13 protein-coding genes are annotated in these 16,392 nt (G+C 62.7%); 8 read left to right on the plus strand and 5 right to left on the minus strand.

From position 1 onward, the window contains the following. Nucleotides 1-13: 13 nt before the first annotated feature. The 5 genes from H9642_RS02500 to gatC form a co-directional block, all read right to left on the minus strand. Nucleotides 14-1,087 (minus strand): calcium/sodium antiporter, encoded by a 1,074-nt coding sequence (locus H9642_RS02500; protein WP_251834827.1) that lies wholly within the window; start codon nucleotides 1,085-1,087, stop codon nucleotides 14-16. Between the two features lie 248 nt (nucleotides 1,088-1,335). Next, complete coding sequence (locus tag H9642_RS02505; RefSeq protein ID WP_251834828.1) at nucleotides 1,336-1,740, minus strand: septal ring lytic transglycosylase RlpA family protein; 405 nt, start codon at nucleotides 1,738-1,740, stop codon at nucleotides 1,336-1,338. Between the two features lie 103 nt (nucleotides 1,741-1,843). Beyond that, complete coding sequence (gene gatB, locus H9642_RS02510; protein WP_251834829.1) at nucleotides 1,844-3,292, minus strand: Asp-tRNA(Asn)/Glu-tRNA(Gln) amidotransferase subunit GatB; 1,449 nt, start codon at nucleotides 3,290-3,292, stop codon at nucleotides 1,844-1,846. An 11-nt stretch (nucleotides 3,293-3,303) separates the two neighbouring features. Beyond that, nucleotides 3,304-4,755 carry an Asp-tRNA(Asn)/Glu-tRNA(Gln) amidotransferase subunit GatA gene (gene gatA, locus H9642_RS02515; RefSeq protein WP_251834830.1) on the minus strand — a complete coding sequence of 484 codons (1,452 nt, stop codon included), beginning with the start codon at nucleotides 4,753-4,755 and terminating at the stop codon, nucleotides 3,304-3,306. 9 nt (nucleotides 4,756-4,764) lie between these two features. Further along, entirely contained in the window at nucleotides 4,765-5,052 is a 288-nt protein-coding gene (gene gatC, locus H9642_RS02520; RefSeq protein WP_251834831.1) for an Asp-tRNA(Asn)/Glu-tRNA(Gln) amidotransferase subunit GatC, read from the minus strand. Nucleotides 5,053-5,400: 348 nt separating this feature from the next. On the opposite strand from gatC, the gene mreB reads away from it, so the two are divergent. The 8 genes from mreB to tldD all read left to right on the plus strand — a co-directional run bounded on the left by mreB (nucleotide 5,401) and on the right by tldD (nucleotide 16,384). After that, nucleotides 5,401-6,438, plus strand: coding sequence for a rod shape-determining protein MreB (gene mreB / locus H9642_RS02525; RefSeq protein WP_251834832.1), 1,038 nt, complete (start codon nucleotides 5,401-5,403; stop codon nucleotides 6,436-6,438). A gap of 86 nt (nucleotides 6,439-6,524) precedes the next feature. Next, nucleotides 6,525-7,484: a rod shape-determining protein MreC gene (gene mreC, locus H9642_RS02530; RefSeq protein WP_350027852.1), complete on the plus strand. Its 960-nt coding sequence runs from the start codon at nucleotides 6,525-6,527 to the stop codon at nucleotides 7,482-7,484. Next, nucleotides 7,481-7,969: a rod shape-determining protein MreD gene (mreD, locus tag H9642_RS02535; RefSeq protein ID WP_251834833.1), complete on the plus strand. Its 489-nt coding sequence runs from the start codon at nucleotides 7,481-7,483 to the stop codon at nucleotides 7,967-7,969. Before mreC ends, mreD begins: the two co-directional genes overlap by 4 nt. A 153-nt stretch (nucleotides 7,970-8,122) precedes the next feature. Then, complete coding sequence (locus H9642_RS02540; RefSeq protein ID WP_251834834.1) at nucleotides 8,123-8,710, plus strand: Maf family protein; 588 nt, start codon at nucleotides 8,123-8,125, stop codon at nucleotides 8,708-8,710. A gap of 82 nt (nucleotides 8,711-8,792) precedes the next feature. Continuing rightward, nucleotides 8,793-10,250: a ribonuclease G gene (gene rng / locus H9642_RS02545; RefSeq protein ID WP_251834835.1), complete on the plus strand. Its 1,458-nt coding sequence runs from the start codon at nucleotides 8,793-8,795 to the stop codon at nucleotides 10,248-10,250. A 16-nt stretch (nucleotides 10,251-10,266) separates the two neighbouring features. Continuing rightward, nucleotides 10,267-14,064 (plus strand): YhdP family protein, encoded by a 3,798-nt coding sequence (locus H9642_RS02550; RefSeq protein WP_251834836.1) that lies wholly within the window; start codon nucleotides 10,267-10,269, stop codon nucleotides 14,062-14,064. Continuing rightward, nucleotides 14,061-14,924 (plus strand): carbon-nitrogen hydrolase family protein, encoded by an 864-nt coding sequence (locus tag H9642_RS02555; RefSeq protein ID WP_251834837.1) that lies wholly within the window; start codon nucleotides 14,061-14,063, stop codon nucleotides 14,922-14,924. Before H9642_RS02550 ends, H9642_RS02555 begins: the two co-directional genes overlap by 4 nt. 2 nt (nucleotides 14,925-14,926) lie before the next feature. After that, nucleotides 14,927-16,384: a metalloprotease TldD gene (tldD, locus tag H9642_RS02560; RefSeq protein WP_251834838.1), complete on the plus strand. Its 1,458-nt coding sequence runs from the start codon at nucleotides 14,927-14,929 to the stop codon at nucleotides 16,382-16,384. Nucleotides 16,385-16,392: the final 8 nt, after the last annotated feature.

Below are 16,392 nucleotides of genomic sequence, written 5' to 3' on the forward strand. Positions count from 1 at the left end.
CGGCCGTTTAAAATTACTTGCGTTGTCGCCGCCAGGCACGGGCGGCGACGATCAGCAGGGTCACGATGGTTAGCGGTACGGCATAGCCGAGCATGGCAGTGGCGAATGTGCGTGCCAGCGGCTGGCCCGTGGTAAACAGCGCCAGATAAAGGATGTAGGCCAGGTAATAGCCGAGAAACAGCAGTCCTTCCCAGCGGCTGATGCGGTAGCCGGCAAAGAACACCGGCAAGCAAGCTACCGCCACGGCGGTCATTACCGGGAAATCGAACGCCAGAGCGTTAGGCGACACCGACAGGCCCGGCGCGGCCAGCGCACTCAGGCCCAGCACACCCAACAAATTGAATAGAATACTGCCAACGATGTTGCCGACGGCGATGTCGCGCTCGTTCCTGAGCGCGGCAAACACCGAGGTGGCCAGCTCTGGTAACGACGTGCCGGCTGCCACCAGGGTCAGGCCGATGATCAGTTCGGACAGGCCCAAGGTTCGTGCCAGCGCCACGGCTCCGGTGATCAGCCAGTCGGCGCCGACCACCAGCAAGCCCAGCCCGGCCAGCATGCTGAGCACAGCCTTGAGCGCCGAGGCGTGGGTTTCTTGCGCGGCAGGCGCAGATGCCGGCTGCGGCTGGATGGCGGCGCCTTTGCGAGCATGCACATAGAGCGCCGCCAGGTAGCCCAGCAGGCAGGCGACCAGCACGAGTCCGTCAAGCAGGCTGTAATGCTGGTCCAGGGCGAGCAGCCAGGCGAGCAGGCTGGCTCCGATCATCAGAGGCACGTCGAGGCGTACAAGCTGTCGGCGAACCTGCAGGGGCGCGATCAGTGCGCACAGACCAAGAATCACCAGTACGTTGAAGATGTTGCTGCCCAGCACATTGCCGACGGCGATATCGCCTTGCCCATTGAGGGCCGAGCGCAGGCTGACGGTCAGCTCCGGGGCACTGGTGCCGAAGGCCACCACCGTCAGGCCAATCACCAGCGGCGGAATGCGCAGCCACCTGGCCAGACGGCTGGCGCTGCTCACTATCAGGTGGGCCCCGACCGCCAGCAGCAGCAAGCCCGCTGGGATAAGCATCAAGAGCGTCAAGGGCATGGGCAAAAAGACTCCAGGCCTGGGCGCGCTGCGCCGCGAGGAGAAAAGAAGGGGTTAGGGGTGCGTCAACGAAGCGACGACCGATCCAAGTCTAGTGGCCGGTACGCGAGTTGATTAATTCAGTTCGGCTAACCGGGTTCTAAGAGCACGGCGCTGCGATGAGTCAAAGCAGGCTATGGCGAAGATGCAGCGCAATATCGGACCTTGGGCGCCGAAAATTTAGCCAATTGAACTAACCAGACAGGCTGCTAGTGGTTCAGGCGCTGTAGGCGCACCGGCGCCACGCCCCGGTCGAGCATGCCGAGCTTTTCGGCAGCCTTGCGCGATACATCAATGACTCGGCTGCCGACATAGGGACCGCGATCGTTGATGCGCACCACCACACTGCGCTTGTTGGCCAGGTTGGTAACCCGTACCAGCGTGCCAAACGGCAGGCTGCGATGGGCGGCAGTCAGTGCATGTTGATTGAAGGGTTCACCGCTGGCGGTTTTCTTGCCGTGGAAGCGCTTGCCGTACCAGGAGGCTTTGCCTTCGCGGGTCTTCAGCTGGCCTTTGATGCCCGTGGCACTTGCCTCTGGGGGGAACAAAGAGCCGTGCATGGGGTTGGAGCAGGCAGCAAACAGCGAGAGGGTAAAGAGCAGGACTAAACGCATGGAAACTCCGGGGGCGGCACCGAGGCGGCGCCCTGCACGTCGCAACCAGTCAGGCTTAGCGACGTGCAGTCGACGCGCATATGGGCCGCATGCGGCTGAGGTATCAGCTTTCGAGCTTTTTCTTCAGCAATTGGTTCACTTGACCGGGGTTGGCCTTGCCTTTGGAGGCTTTCATGGCCTGGCCGACGAAGAAACCGAACATTTTGCCACGCTTGGCCTCATCGCTGGCTCGGTACTGCTCGACCTGCTCAGCGTTGGCGGCCAGCACCTCATCGAGCATGGCCTCGATGGCGCCGACGTCGGTGACCTGCTTGAGGCCCTTGTTCTCGATGATCTCATCGGCGGAGGCGCCTTCACCGGCAGCCAGTGCCTCGAACACCATCTTGGCCAGCTTGCCGCTGATGGTGTTGTCCTGAATGCGCTGGATCATGCCGCCCAGCTGTGCGGCGGAGACCGGGGACTGTTCGATATCCAGGCCTTCCTTATTGAGCAGACTGGACAGCTCGCCCATCACCCAGTTGGCGGCCAGCTTGGCGTCGCCGCAGACTTGCTGGACAGCTTCGAAGTAGTCAGCCAGCTCGCGGCTGGCGGACAGCACCGAAGCGTCGTAGGCGGAGAGGCCGAATTCGCGCTCGAAGCGTTCGCGCTTCTGCGGTGGCAGCTCGGGCAGCTCGGCGCGCAGCTCATCGAGGAAGCTTTGCTCGATCACGACCGGCAGCAGGTCAGGGCAGGGGAAGTAACGGTAGTCGTTGGCTTCTTCCTTGCTGCGCATCGAACGGGTTTCATCTTTGTTCGGATCGTACAGGCGGGTTTCCTGCACCACGGTGCCGCCGTCCTCGATCAGTTCGATCTGACGCTGCACTTCGTGGTTGATGGCCTTTTCGATGAAGCGGAACGAGTTGACGTTCTTGATCTCGGCGCGCGTGCCGAATTCGGCCTGACCTTTTGGGCGCACCGAAACGTTACAGTCGCAGCGCAGCGAACCTTCGGCCATGTTGCCGTCGCAAATGCCCAGGTAGCGCACCAGGGAATGCATGGCCTTGACGTAGGCGACGGCTTCCTTGGCCGAACGGATATCCGGCTCAGAAACGATTTCCAAGAGCGGCGTGCCGGCACGGTTGAGGTCGATGCCGCTCATGCCGTGGAAGTCTTCGTGCAGGCTCTTGCCGGCGTCTTCTTCCAGGTGCGCGCGGGTGATGCCGACACGCTTGATCGTGCCGTCTTCCAGGGTGATGTCCAGGTGGCCCTTGCCGACGATGGGCAGGTCCATCTGGCTGGTCTGGTAGCCCTTGGGCAGGTCCGGGTAAAAGTAATTCTTGCGTGCAAAAACGTTCTTTTCGGCGATCTCGGCGTCGATGGCCAGGCCGAACTTGCACGCCATGCGTACCGCTTCGGCATTCAGCACCGGCAGGGTGCCGGGCATCCCCAGGTCAACCAGGCTGGCCTGGGTGTTGGGCTCGGCCCCAAAGGTGGTGGCACTGGCGGAGAAGATCTTCGACTGGGTGCTGAGCTGGGCGTGGATTTCCAGCCCGATCACGGTTTCCCATTGCATCTGTTTAGTCCTCAAAAACCTTCGGGAGCGCGCTGGTGCCAGTCGCTGACCTGTTGATACTGATGCGCCACGTTGAGCAGGCGAGATTCCTGGAAGTAGGGCGCCAGCAGCTGCACGCCCACCGGCAAGCCATCGACGAAGCCGGCCGGCATCGACAGGCCGGGAATACCGGCCAGGTTGGCGGTGATGGTGTAGATGTCTTCCAGATAGGCCGACACAGGATCGTTGGTTTTCTCGCCCAGCTTCCAGGCCGGGTTGGGCGTGGTCGGGCCAAGAATCACGTCGACCTCGTTGAAGGCGGCGACGAAGTCGTTCTTGATCAGGCGGCGAATCTTCTGCGCCTTGAGGTAGTAGGCGTCGTAGTAGCCGGCCGACAGGGCGTAGGTGCCCACCATGATGCGGCGCTTCACTTCGGCGCCAAAGCCTTCACCGCGCGAGCGCTTGTACAGGTCTTCGAGATTGACCGGGTTCTCGCAGCGGTAGCCGAAGCGCACGCCGTCAAAACGCGACAGGTTAGAGCTGGCCTCGGCTGGGGCGATCACGTAGTAGGCAGGAATGGCGTGCTGCATGTTCGGCAGGGATATGTCCTTCACCGTGGCGCCGAGTTTTTTCAGCTCCTCGACCACGGCCATCACCTTTTCGGCGATACGCGCATCCAGGCCAGCGCTGAAATACTCCTTCGGCAAGCCGATGCGTAAACCGGCCAGCGGCTGGCTAAGGGCCGCGAGGTAATCGTCCAGCGGCTGCTCGACACTGGTGGAATCCTTGGTGTCGAAACCGGCCATGGCCTGCAGCAGCAGGGCGCAGTCCTCGGCGGTGCGGGCAATCGGACCGCCCTGGTCGAGGCTGGAAGCGTAGGCAATCATGCCCCAGCGGGAGACGCGGCCATAGGTGGGCTTGAGGCCGGTGAGGTTGGTCAGCGCTGCCGGCTGGCGGATCGAGCCGCCGGTGTCGGTGCCGGTAGCGGCCGGGACCAGGCGCGCCGCGACAGCTGCGGCGGAACCGCCGGACGAGCCGCCAGGCACGCGTTCCAGGTTCCAGGGATTTTTCACCGCGCCATAGAAGCTGGATTCGTTGGAGGAGCCCATGGCGAACTCGTCCATGTTCAGCTTGCCGAGGGTCACGGTGCCTGCGGCGGCGAGTTTCTCCACCACGGTGGCGTTATAGGGCGCCTGGAAGTTGTCGAGCATCTTCGAGCCGCAGCTGGTGCGAATGCCCTGGGTGCAGAACAAGTCCTTGTGGGCAATCGGCGCGCCGAGCAAGGTGCCGGTTTCACCGGCGGCGCGCCGGCTGTCGGCGGCTTTGGCTTGCTCCAGAGCCAGGTCTTCGGTAACCGTGATGAAGCTGTTCAGTTGTGGGTCGAGTTGCCGGATGCGGGCCAGCAGGTCGCGACTCAGCTCTTCGGCGGAGAATTGCTTGGCGGCCAGCGCGCGGGCGATTTCGGCCAGGGTCAGTTGGTGCATGGGAAACCCTTATTCGATAACTTTTGGCACGAGATACAAGCCGCTTTCCACGGCCGGGGCGATCGCCTGGTAAGCGTCGCGGTGGTTTTCCTCGGCGACCAGGTCGGCGCGCAGGCGTTGCGTGGCCTCCAAGGGGTGGGCCAGCGGCTCAACGTCTTGGGTATCGACGGCCTGCATGGCATCGACCAGGCCGAGAATGCTGTTGAGGGTCTCAGTGGTGCGGGGAAGTTCCGCCTCATCCAGGCCTAAACGGGCCAAATGGGCGATCTTTTCCACGTCGGAGCGTTCGAGCGCCATCGGGAGTCTCCAGATAAAGCAGCAAAAAAGTCAGACTAGAACGAGCAGCGGTTTCGTCTGGCAGAGTTTTCGATACAGGTGCGGCGTCGCCTGGCTGATCCGCCAATGCACCGTGTGAAAAAAGGTTTCCGGGGTGCATTGTTAGGGGCGGGACGGGGGTCTCTAACAGGTCGCCTTGTCCGGTTTGCCTTGCCTGAAGCGCTCGAGCCTCTGCTAAAAGCCGTGTTCGCAGGCCCTGCGGCCTGATATGGCCTGGCAATCTAACACAGAGGGAGCCTTGCCCAAAATCCTCGTCATTGTTAGAGTCGGCGCTCTTTTCCCCACGCGTTGCCCTAGGGTCCCTGTCCAATGTTCAAGAAACTGCGTGGCATGTTTTCCAGCGATCTCTCGATCGACCTGGGCACAGCCAATACCCTGATTTATGTGCGCGAACGCGGCATCGTGCTTGACGAACCCTCTGTCGTAGCCATTCGCAGCAGCGGCAATCAGAAAAGTGTGGTTGCAGTGGGCACCGAAGCCAAGCGCATGCTCGGTCGTACGCCGGGCAACATCAATGCCATCCGCCCGATGAAGGATGGGGTGATCGCCGACTTCAGCGTCTGCGAAAAAATGCTCCAGTACTTCATCAACAAGGTGCATGAAAATAGCTTCCTGCAACCCAGTCCGCGTGTGCTGATCTGCGTACCGTGCAAATCCACTCAGGTCGAGCGCCGCGCGATTCGTGAGTCGGCCCTGGGTGCCGGCGCGCGCGAAGTATTTCTGATCGAGGAACCGATGGCCGCTGCCATCGGTGCCGGCCTGCCGGTTGAAGAAGCCCGTGGTTCGATGGTCGTCGACATCGGTGGCGGCACCACCGAAATCGCCCTGATTTCTCTGAACGGGGTGGTCTACGCCGAGTCCGTGCGTGTCGGTGGCGACCGTTTCGACGAAGCCATCGTCACCTACGTGCGCCGCAACTACGGCAGCCTGATCGGCGAATCGTCCGCCGAGCGCATCAAGCAGGAAATCGGCACGGCCTTCCCGGGCGGTGAAGTGCGCGAAATGAATGTGCGTGGCCGTAATCTGGCTGAAGGTGTACCGCGCAGCTTTACCCTCAACTCCAATGAAGTGCTCGAAGCACTGCAGGAGTCCTTGGCGACTATCGTCCAGGCGGTGAAGAGCGCGTTGGAGCAATCCCCGCCGGAACTGGCTTCGGACATTGCCGAGCGCGGTCTAGTGCTGACTGGCGGTGGCGCGCTGTTGCGCGATCTGGACAAGCTGCTCTCCCAGGAAACCGGGCTGCCGGTGATCATCGCCGAAGAGCCGCTGACCTGCGTGGCGCGGGGCGGTGGTCGTGCGCTGGAGATGATGGATCGTCACTCCATGGACCTGCTGTCCACGGAATAAGGCTCCACGCCGCGCCGGCGGTTTCAGGCTTGCTCTGCCTTGCCTGAGATTCGCCGCCTGGAGCCTGCCGTTGTGAGGAGCGAGCCATAAAACCATTATTCGCCAAGGGTCCGTCGCTGAGTGTACGCCTGCTGGCGTTCACCGTGCTTTCGGCTGTGCTGATGGTGGTGGATGCCCGTTTCGATGCGCTCAAGCCGGTGCGCAGTCAGCTGGGCCTGATTCTCACGCCGGTCTACTGGATTACTGACCTGCCGTTGCGCGCCTGGGAAGGCATCAGCGAGCAATTTGCCAGTCGCAGCGAGTTGCTGGCGGAAAACCAGAAGCTCAAGGCTGAAGCCTTGCTGCTGCAACGCCGACTGCAAAAGCTGGCCACGCTCACTGAGCAGAACGTACGACTGCGTGAACTGCTCAACTCCTCCGCGCTGGTGGACGACAAGGTCATCGTTGGCGAACTCATTGGCCTGGACCCTAATCCTTTCACCCAGCGCATCATTATCGACAAAGGCGCCCGCGATGGTGTGTTTGTCGGTCAGCCAGTGCTGGATGCCAGTGGCCTGATGGGGCAGGTGGTGGAGGTGATGCCCTATTTTTCACGGGTACTGCTGATCACCGATGTCACACACAGCATTCCGGTCCAGATCAATCGCAACGGCTTGCGGGCCATTGCGTCCGGCACCGGCAACACCGAATACCTGGAACTGCGCCATGTTGCGGAAACCGCGGATATTAAAGTGGGCGACTTGCTGGTGAGTTCCGGGTTGGGCCAGCGCTTCCCGGCCGGCTACCCGGTGGCGCAGATCAAGGAAGTCAATCACGACAGCGGTCAGCCTTTCCTGCAGGTACGTGCGGAACCTACAGCGATGCTTAACCGCAGCCGCTATCTGTTGCTGGTTTTCAATGACTCGCGCAGCCCGGAGGAGCGCGCCAGCGCCGCAGCGGAAGCCCAGTTGCGGGCGGATGGCAAACTCTCCGAGCCGGTCGCGCCAGGGCCTGCAGGCTCCAAGCCCGCAGAGCCTGTGGCCGATGAACAGGAGCCTCAACCATGATGTCCGAGCGCCCCAACAATGGCTGGGTGATCTGGACGACCATGGTGCTGGCCCTGCTGCTGAGCATGGCGCCGCTGCCCAGTACCCTGGATCTCGCCCGTCCTCTATGGTTGGCCTTGGTAGTTGCCTACTGGGCGTTGGCCTTGCCCCATCGCGGCGGTATGGCGATGGCCTGGGGCTTTGGCCTGGCGGTGGATGTGCTCTCCGGCTCGTTACTCGGGCAGCACGGCCTGCCGCTGGTGCTGGTGGTTTTTCTCGTGCTCAGCTTGCAGCAGCGGCTGCGCATGTTTCCCCTCTGGCAGCAGGCAACCGTGCTGTTGGTCATTTTCGGTCTGGCGCAGTTGGTGCAGTTGTGGCTCAACACGCTGACCGGCAATCGCCCGCCGACCTTGCTGTTCCTCATTCCTGTCTTGGTCAGCGCAGTGCTCTGGTTCTGGTTGTTCCTGGCCATGCAATGGCTGCGGCTGCGCTTTAACGTACGCTGAAGTTCCTCCGTAATCTGGCCGATATAGCCCGCTGAACCCTGAAAGTTGCGCTTTGCGGGTTCCGGCACCCCCAGGGATATGCGACCCTTGGTCGCGAAATTCGCGCGCCTGATTTCAGCGCAATCCAACCTCAACTGTTTTTAAGGATTCGGCATGCCTGCGCTGATTCTTGCCTCGGCGTCGCCCAGGCGCCGTGAACTGCTCACCCAGATCGGCGTGCCGTTCTCCGTCCTGTCCGTCGATATTGATGAAAGCGTCTTGCCGGGCGAAGAAGCGCGGGCGTACGTGCAACGCTTGGCGCACGCCAAGGCGCTGGCTGCGCTGGCGCGTAGCGAAGATCCCAAGGCTTGTGTGCTGGGGGCGGATACCACGGTAGTGCTGGATGGGCGAATACTGGGCAAGCCGGCTGATCGAAAGCAGGGCCTGGAGATGCTAGGCGCTTTATCGGGACGTGAGCACCGCGTCTTGACGGCCATCGCGCTCGCCGACCGTGCGCGCTGCGAGGTGCGCCTAAGCGAGAGCCGAGTGTGTTTTCGTCCCGTTTCGACTGTCGAAGCCGAACGGTATTGGGACAGCGGTGAGCCGGCCGACAAGGCCGGCGGCTATGCCATTCAGGGATTGGGCGCCGTCTTTGTCCGAGAACTGCAGGGCAGCTACTCGGGTGTGGTGGGCTTGCCGCTCTGCGAGACCGCACAACTGTTGGAAGAATTCGGTATGCAATGCTGGAGCGACACGCGCTGAAGGCGATAGGCTGGCAATGGAAATGCGCAACAGGGCCGGGCGCGACAAGACCGACCTTGAATGTCTTTAACGGGAAACGGCCATGAGCGAAGAAATACTGATCAACATCACGCCAATGGAGTCGCGCGTTGCGGTGGTGGAAAATGGCGTGCTGCAGGAAGTGCACGTCGAGCGCACACAAAAGCGCGGCATCGTGGGCAATATTTACAAAGGCAAGGTTGTTCGGGTGCTGCCCGGGATGCAGGCGGCGTTCGTCGATATTGGCCTGGAACGTGCGGCGTTCATCCATGCCTCGGAAATCTCCACCCGCGAAGGCAGCGCGGTCGAGCCGATCAGCGCGCTGGTGCATGATGGGCAGAGCCTGGTTGTGCAGGTCACAAAGGATCCTATCGGCAGCAAAGGCGCACGGCTGACCACCCACCTGTCGATTCCCTCGCGCTACCTGGTGTACATGCCGCGTACCAGCCATGTCGGCATATCCCTGAAGATCGAGGGGGAAGACGAGCGCGAGCGCCTCAAGCAGGTGGTGGCCGATTGCGTGGCGATCGAGGGCATTCAGCAAAGCGGCGGCTTCATCCTGCGCACCGCTGCGGAAGGGGCCGGAAGCGATGAGATCCTCGCGGACATCCGCTACCTGCACCGGTTGTGGGACCAGATCGGCGGACAGACGCAAACCGCCTCGGCGCCGTCAGTGATCTACGAGGATCTACCCCTGGCGCTGCGCACCCTGCGCGACCTCGTGCATCCACGCATCGAGAAGATCCGCATCGACTCGCGGGAAACCTTCCAGAAGGTGAGTCAGTTCGTGGTTGAGCTGATGCCGGAAATTGCTGACCGTCTCGAGCATTATCCCGGTGAGCGACCGATCTTCGATCTGTATGGGGTCGAAGACGAGATTCAGAAGGCCCTGGAACGCAAGGTCCTGCTCAAGTCCGGCGGTTATCTGATCGTCGACCCGGCCGAGGCGATGACCACCATCGACGTCAATACCGGCGCCTTCGTCGGTCATCGTACCCTGGAAGAAACGATCTTCAAGACCAACCTCGAAGCAGCCATGTCCATCGCCCGTCAGCTGCGCCTGCGCAATCTGGGCGGGATCATCATCATCGACTTCATCGACATGGAGGACGAAGAGCATCGTCGCCAGGTGTTGCGCACCCTGGAGAAGCAGGTGGAGCGCGATCACGCCAAGACCAACATCATCGGCATCACTGAGCTGGGTCTGGTACAGATGACGCGCAAGCGCACCCGCGAAAGCCTCGAACAGATTCTTTGTGAACCCTGCGCCAGCTGTCAGGGGCGTGGCAAGCTGAAAACCCCGGAAACCATCTGCTACGAGATTTTTCGGGAGATTTTACGCGAGGCGCGCGCGTTCCAGGCCGAAGGCTATCTGGTGCTGGCCGAGCAGAAAGTAGTTGATCGACTGCTTGATGAGGAGTCGGGCAATGTCGCCGATCTTGAAGCCTTCATTGGCCGCACAATCAAGTTTCAGGTCGAGGCCATGTATTCGCAAGAGCAATACGATGTGGTCCTGCTCTGAAGGTGGCTGAGCCGTCATGATGCTACTGTTGCGACTGTTCACCGGGCTGCTGCGCTGGGGTCTGGTGATATTTGCCGTACTGCTGGTGCTGGCGGCGTTCTACGTCAGCCTCGGCCGGGAACTGATGCCACTGGTGGCCGAGTACCGCGACGAGCTTCAGGACCGCGCCGAAGAGGCACTGCACATGCCGCTGAGCATAGGCCGCCTGGAGGGACATTGGCGAAGCTTCGCGCCGGAGCTGGTGGCTCGCGATGTGGTCGTTGGCGTGCCAGGACAGGAAATTCGCCTGGACAGTGTACGGGTACGTCCGGATTTGCTTGGCAGTCTGTTGAATTGGCAGCCACGCCTGGCCGGTCTCACCGTGGGCGGTCTGCAACTGATCGTACGTCAGGATGCCGAGGGTCGCTGGCGGCTGCAGGGCCTGCCCCATCAGGAGAGTACCGGCGTGCTGGATCCGGAACCCTGGTTGCGCCAGCTGCGGCGCTTTCCCCAGGTCACAGTGATGAACAGCCAAGTGGTGCTGCACGCCCAGGGCGAACAGCCGCTCAGCCTTAATTATCTGAATCTCAGCCTGACTGATAGCGGCGGTGGGCGTAAGCGGTTGGATGGACGCGTGCTGCTACCTGATGGCCAGCCGCTGACCTGGCAACTGAACAGCCGGCTGCGACCTGCAACCTGGCGCGATGCCCAGCTTGATCTGTACCTGCGTTTGCCGCAGAGCGATTGGTCGCGCTGGTTGCCTCGCGCACTTACCGCGCAGTGGCACACACAGCAGCTGCGCGCCGGCGGGGAAATCTGGCTGAACTGGGCAGAGCGGGATCTGCAGCATGCGGTGGTCCGCTGGCATGCGCCGAGCGTGGTGGCCGGCTATGCAGAACATCCTGCGCTGCACCTGGAAGACCTGAGCTTCAACCTGTACATGCAGCGCACCGAGCAAGGCCGTCGGCTGTTGATCGATTCGCTGGCGGCTACCCTAAATGGTACGCGCTGGGGGCCGGCGAAACTGTTGATCGACCAACAGGCGCAGGCCCTGCGGATGTCCGCTGATCGTCTGGATCTCGCGCCATTGGTGCAAAGCGTGCGTGCCCTGGCGCCCTTGCCCGAGGCCGTGACCGTGGCGCTGGAGGCTTTGCAGCCACGTGGGCGCTTGCACAATCTCCAGGTCACCTACCAGTCTGACGCCGAGCCGCATGCCCGCTGGCGCTACGCGGCCAACCTGACGGATGTCGCGTTTGACCCTTACCACGGCGCGCCGGGAGCGGAACAGGTCAGCGGTAGCGTAGAAGGCGACCTGCGTGAGGGCGAGCTGCGTCTGAACAGCGATGGGTTTGCGCTGCATCTGGACCAGCTGTTCAGCGAGCCGTGGCGCTACCGTAAGGCCCAAGCCCGGCTGAACTGGCGTTTCGACGACGAGGCGTTGAGCCTGTGGTCACCGTATCTGCGCGTCGTTGGCGAGGAAGGCCGGCTGGCGGGTGATTTTCTGATCCGCCTGCAGCGTGACCCCGAGGCCGAAGACTACATGGATCTGCGCATCGGGCTGAGCGACGGCAATGCCCGCTACGCCGGCAAATACTTGCCCTCGCGCAGTCCGGCGCTCAGTCCGGCATTGACCACCTGGCTGCAAACGGCGATCCGTGCCGGGAGCATTGAGCAGGGATTCTTTCAATACCAGGGCTCGCTGAACAAGGGTGCCGAGCCGGGAGCCCGCACGCTCAGCCTGTACTTCAAGGTGCGCGATGCCGAACTGGACTACCAGCCGGGCTGGCCAGTCCTCCAGCAAGCACGTGGCGAAGTGTTCGTTGAAGACAGCGGTGTGAACGTCACCATCAGCGATGGACGCTTGCTGGACAGCCAGGTGCTGGAGGCTCAGGCGCGGGTGCCACGGGCCGAGCCCGGCCAGGCGGCGCATCTGCTGCTCGATGCCCATCTGCACAGCAGCGTCGAGGATGGACTAAGAATCCTCCAGGACGGACCTTTGCCTACCGCTGAAACCTTTGCCGGCTGGTCGGGGCGCGGCGCGGTGGATGCCCAGCTGCATCTGGATATCGCCTTGGGCGAAGGTCCCGCGCCGTATGTACGTGTCGACTTCGCCCCGCAAGGCGCCAGGCTCAGGCTGCCGCAACCCGAGTTGGAGCTCAGAGAAGTAACCGGCGCGTTTCGCTTTGATACCAAGGCCGGCCTGAGCGCGAGCAATGTTCGAGCCCAGGCACTGGGGCAGCGGCTGAGCGGCAAGATCAGCAGCGAAGGACCTGAGCGAACCCTGGTGGATGTGCAGGGGCAGATTCCGGTCAAGACCTTGAGCGACTGGCTGAGTGTGGATCGGCCGTTGCCGGTCAGCGGACGGTTGCCGTATCGCCTGCGCCTGCAGCTGGCCGGTGAACGCAGCCAGTTGCGCGTCGACTCCAGCTTGCAAGGGGTAGCCATCGACCTGCCGGCGCCGTTTGGCAAGACCGCCCGCGAGAGTCGCTATGCCGACTGGCGCATGAGCCTAGGTGGTCAGGAGCGTCAATACTGGCTGGATTACGCCGATGCCAGTCTGGCTGTGACGCTGCCGGACAACGATCTGCAGCGGCTGCGTGGCGAAATGCGTCTGGGACTGGGGCCGGCGCGGATGACGGCGCAGTCCGGTTTTGTGTTGCGCGGGCAACTGGCCGAACTGGATGTAAGTGCCTGGCAAGCGGTACGCGAGCGTTACCTTGACGAAGCGACCGAACAGGGGGGACAGCTGCCTCTGCAAGTCGAATTGTATGTCGAGCGTTTTATCGGCTTTGGGCAGGAGCTGCAGGATCTGATGCTGCGCCTCAAGCGTGATGGCGCCGCCTGGGGCGTGGAGATGGACAGTCGACGCATTGCTGGCAGCATCCGTCTGCCGGATTCACCGCAGGCGCCGATCGGAGTCAACCTGCAGCATCTGCGCCTACCGGCGGCGAGTGGTGAGACGCAGCGGCGTGATCCGCTGGCGGACATCGACCCGCGCAACCTGCCTGCGCTGGACCTCACGATCAGTCAGGTGATGCTAGGCGATTCCCCGTTGGGTGCCTGGGCATTCAAGGCTCGCCCCACGTCCAGTGGGCTGCGCTTGCAGGAGCTGGATCTCAACCTCAAAGGCCTGAAAATTGGCGGCGATGCGGGCTGGGAAATGGCGGCCGGTGCACCGCGCACCTGGTACAAGGGCCGTCTGCAGGGCGAGGACCTAGGACGCGTGCTGCTGGCCTGGGGGTTTGCACCCACCGCCAGCAGTGAACGTTTCCGGCTCGATGCGGATGCTCATTGGCCAGGGTCGCCCGCGGCCTTTAGCATGAATACCCTATCCGGGACCTTGAACGCCGATTTGCGCAAAGGACAATTTTCCGAAGTGCAGGGCTCGGCTTCCGCGCTGCGCGTGTTCGGCTTGCTCAATTTCAACGCCGTTGGCCGGCGCCTGCGTCTGGATTTCTCCGATCTGCTCGGTCGAGGTCTCAGCTATGATCGGGTCAAAGGCGTATTGGCGGTGCGCAATGGGGTCTATACCAACATAGAGCCACTGACGATGACAGGGCCTTCTGCCGGCCTGGAGTTCACCGGTACGCTGGACATGCCCCGTGATCGCATAGACGGCACGCTGCTGGTGACCTTGCCGCTGACCAATAACCTGCCCCTGGCCGCGTTGATCGCGGGTGCGCCGGCCATTGGCGGCGCCCTGTTTCTGGTGGACAGGCTGCTCGGCGACCACGTCGCACGCTTTGCTGGCGTGGAGTATGAGGTCAGCGGCTCGGTGCAGTCCCCGCAAATCACCTACGGCAAACCCGTCGATCGCAAATCAGGAACGCCATGAAGGAGCCGCTAAGCCTTGCCGTAATTCAAATGGTCAGCCAGGCCGAAGTGTCGGCCAATCTGGTCGTTGCACGGCGCTTGCTTGAGCAGGCGGCGGAGCGGGGCGCACGCCTGGCCGTGTTGCCGGAAAACTTTGCCTGCATGGGCCATCCCGACCTGGCGTCGCTGGCACGCGCCGAACATGCAGGCCACGGGCCGATTCTGCCATGGTTGCGTCAGACAGCCCGCGACCTTGGTTTGTGGGTGGTCGCTGGCACCTTGCCGCTGCCGCCCGACGATCGGCCCGGGGATAAGCCACGTGCTTGTTCACTGCTGGTCGATGACCGCGGCGAACGGGTGGCCCGTTACGACAAATTGCACCTGTTCGATGTCGATGTGGTCGATAATCGTCGACGCTATCGTGAGTCGGATGACTATGCCGCCGGTGATCAGGTGGTAGTCGCGGACACGCCCGTTGGACGGCTGGGGATGACGGTGTGTTATGACGTGCGGTTCCCCGAACTGTATGGCGCGCTGCGTGCCCAAGGTGCTGAACTGATCAGCGTGCCGGCCGCCTTCACCGCTGTAACCGGCGCCGCGCACTGGCATGTGCTGATCCGCGCGCGGGCGATTGAAACCCAGTGCGTCATGCTGGCCGCCGCGCAGGGCGGTGTACATCCTGGGCCGCGTGAAACCTTTGGCCATTCGGCGATCGTCGATCCTTGGGGTAGCGTGCTCGCCGAGCAGGCCCAGGGTGAGGCAGTGCTGGTGGCCGAGCGCGATGAAAGCGCGCAGGCGCAAGTGCGCCAGAGCATGCCGGTGCAGGCGCACCGGCGAATTTCAGTGGCGTGCGCAGTGACGCGGGCGCATCTCTCGGAGTGAATATGAGCGACCTCTTGCTACCCGTAAGCGAACACCTTCTGTCTCCCGGCGGATTGAGCGTGGATGACTTGCCGGGCATTCTCGGCGAGCTGTCCGGGCCGGGCATCGATGCTGCCGACCTGTATTTCCAGGGGCAGATCTCCGAGTCCTGGACCCTGGAGGACGGCATCGTCAAGGAAGGCAGCTTCCACCTCGACCAGGGGGTGGGCGTACGGGCCCAGTCTGGCGAAAAAACCGGCCTGGCCTACAGTAACGCGATCAGCGCCCAGGCCCTGGCCGACGCCTCGCGGGCGGCGCGTTCCATCGCCCGTGCCGGCCAGCAGGGCCGCGTGCAAGCCTTTACCGGCGTGCCGCTGAAGCGTCTGTATATCCGTGACAACCCGCTGGATGTGTGGGACCGGCCCGCCAAGGTCGAGCTGCTCAAACGCATCGACGTCGCCACCCGTGCGCTGGATTCGCGTATCAAGCAGGTCACAGTAAGTCTCGCCGGTCTTTGGGAACATATCCTGATCGCCGCCAGCGACGGCAGCCTGGCGGCGGATATTCGTCCGCTGGTGCGTTTCAATGTCAGCGTCATCGTCGAGCACAACGGTCGTCGTGAACGCGGCAGCCAGGGCGGCGGCGGACGTACCGACTATGACTATTTCCTGCAGCCAGGCAACACGGGCGAAGAACGCGCCATGAGTTACGCCCGTGAGGCGCTGCGCCAGGCGCTGGTCAACCTGGAGGCGGTGGCCGCTCCGGCGGGAACCTTGCCGGTGGTCCTGGCGCCCGGCTGGTCCGGCGTGCTGCTGCACGAGGCGGTGGGGCACGGCCTTGAAGGTGATTTCAACCGCAAGGGCAGTTCCGCGTACAGCGGCCGCATCGGTGAGCGCGTCGCTTCCCATCTGTGCACCATCGTCGATGACGGCACGCTGGCCAACCGTCGCGGCTCGCTGAGCGTGGACGATGAAGGCACGCCGACCCAGTGCACCACCTTGATCGAAAACGGCGTGCTCAAGGGCTACATGCAGGACAAACTCAACGCCCGCCTGATGGGTGTGGCTTCCACCGGCAACGGTCGTCGCGAATCCTATGCGCACCTGACCATGCCGCGCATGACCAATACCTACATGCTGGCTGGGGAGAGCGACCCGGAAGAGATCATCCGTTCGGTGAAAAAAGGCATCTTCTGCGCCAGCCTGGGCGGTGGCCAAGTGGACATCACCAGCGGCAAGTTCGTGTTCTCCACCAGCGAGGCTTACCTGATCGAGGACGGCAAGATCACCACGCCGGTCAAGGGCGCGACGCTGATCGGCAACGGCCCGGAAGTGATGAACAAGGTGTCGATGGTCGGCAACGACTTGGCGCTGGACAGCGGCGTCGGCACCTGCGGCAAGGAAGGCCAATCGGTGCCGGTGGGCGTGGGTCAGCCGACGCTGAAGATCGACGGGATTACCGTGGGTGGGACGGGAGCTTGAGGGCAGAT

Origin of the sequence: Serpens gallinarum (assembly GCF_014836765.1) — a bacterium.
GTDB lineage: Bacteria > Pseudomonadota > Gammaproteobacteria > Pseudomonadales > Pseudomonadaceae > Serpens > Serpens gallinarum.

Bases quoted from the DNA above. Each gene is read 5' to 3' on its own strand.
- H9642_RS02500 (WP_251834827.1), bottom strand. From the start codon at position 1,087: ATGCCCTTGACGCTCTTGATGCTTATCCCAGCGGGCTTGCTGCTGCTG.
- H9642_RS02505 (WP_251834828.1), bottom strand. From the start codon at position 1,740: ATGCGTTTAGTCCTGCTCTTTACCCTCTCGCTGTTTGCTGCCTGCTCC.
- gatB (WP_251834829.1), bottom strand. From the start codon at position 3,292: ATGCAATGGGAAACCGTGATCGGGCTGGAAATCCACGCCCAGCTCAGC.
- gatA (WP_251834830.1), bottom strand. From the start codon at position 4,755: ATGCACCAACTGACCCTGGCCGAAATCGCCCGCGCGCTGGCCGCCAAG.
- gatC (WP_251834831.1), bottom strand. From the start codon at position 5,052: ATGGCGCTCGAACGCTCCGACGTGGAAAAGATCGCCCATTTGGCCCGT.
- mreB (WP_251834832.1), top strand. From the start codon at position 5,401: ATGTTCAAGAAACTGCGTGGCATGTTTTCCAGCGATCTCTCGATCGAC.
- mreD (WP_251834833.1), top strand. From the start codon at position 7,481: ATGATGTCCGAGCGCCCCAACAATGGCTGGGTGATCTGGACGACCATG.
- H9642_RS02540 (WP_251834834.1), top strand. From the start codon at position 8,123: ATGCCTGCGCTGATTCTTGCCTCGGCGTCGCCCAGGCGCCGTGAACTG.
- rng (WP_251834835.1), top strand. From the start codon at position 8,793: ATGAGCGAAGAAATACTGATCAACATCACGCCAATGGAGTCGCGCGTT.
- H9642_RS02550 (WP_251834836.1), top strand. From the start codon at position 10,267: ATGATGCTACTGTTGCGACTGTTCACCGGGCTGCTGCGCTGGGGTCTG.
- H9642_RS02555 (WP_251834837.1), top strand. From the start codon at position 14,061: ATGAAGGAGCCGCTAAGCCTTGCCGTAATTCAAATGGTCAGCCAGGCC.
- tldD (WP_251834838.1), top strand. From the start codon at position 14,927: ATGAGCGACCTCTTGCTACCCGTAAGCGAACACCTTCTGTCTCCCGGC.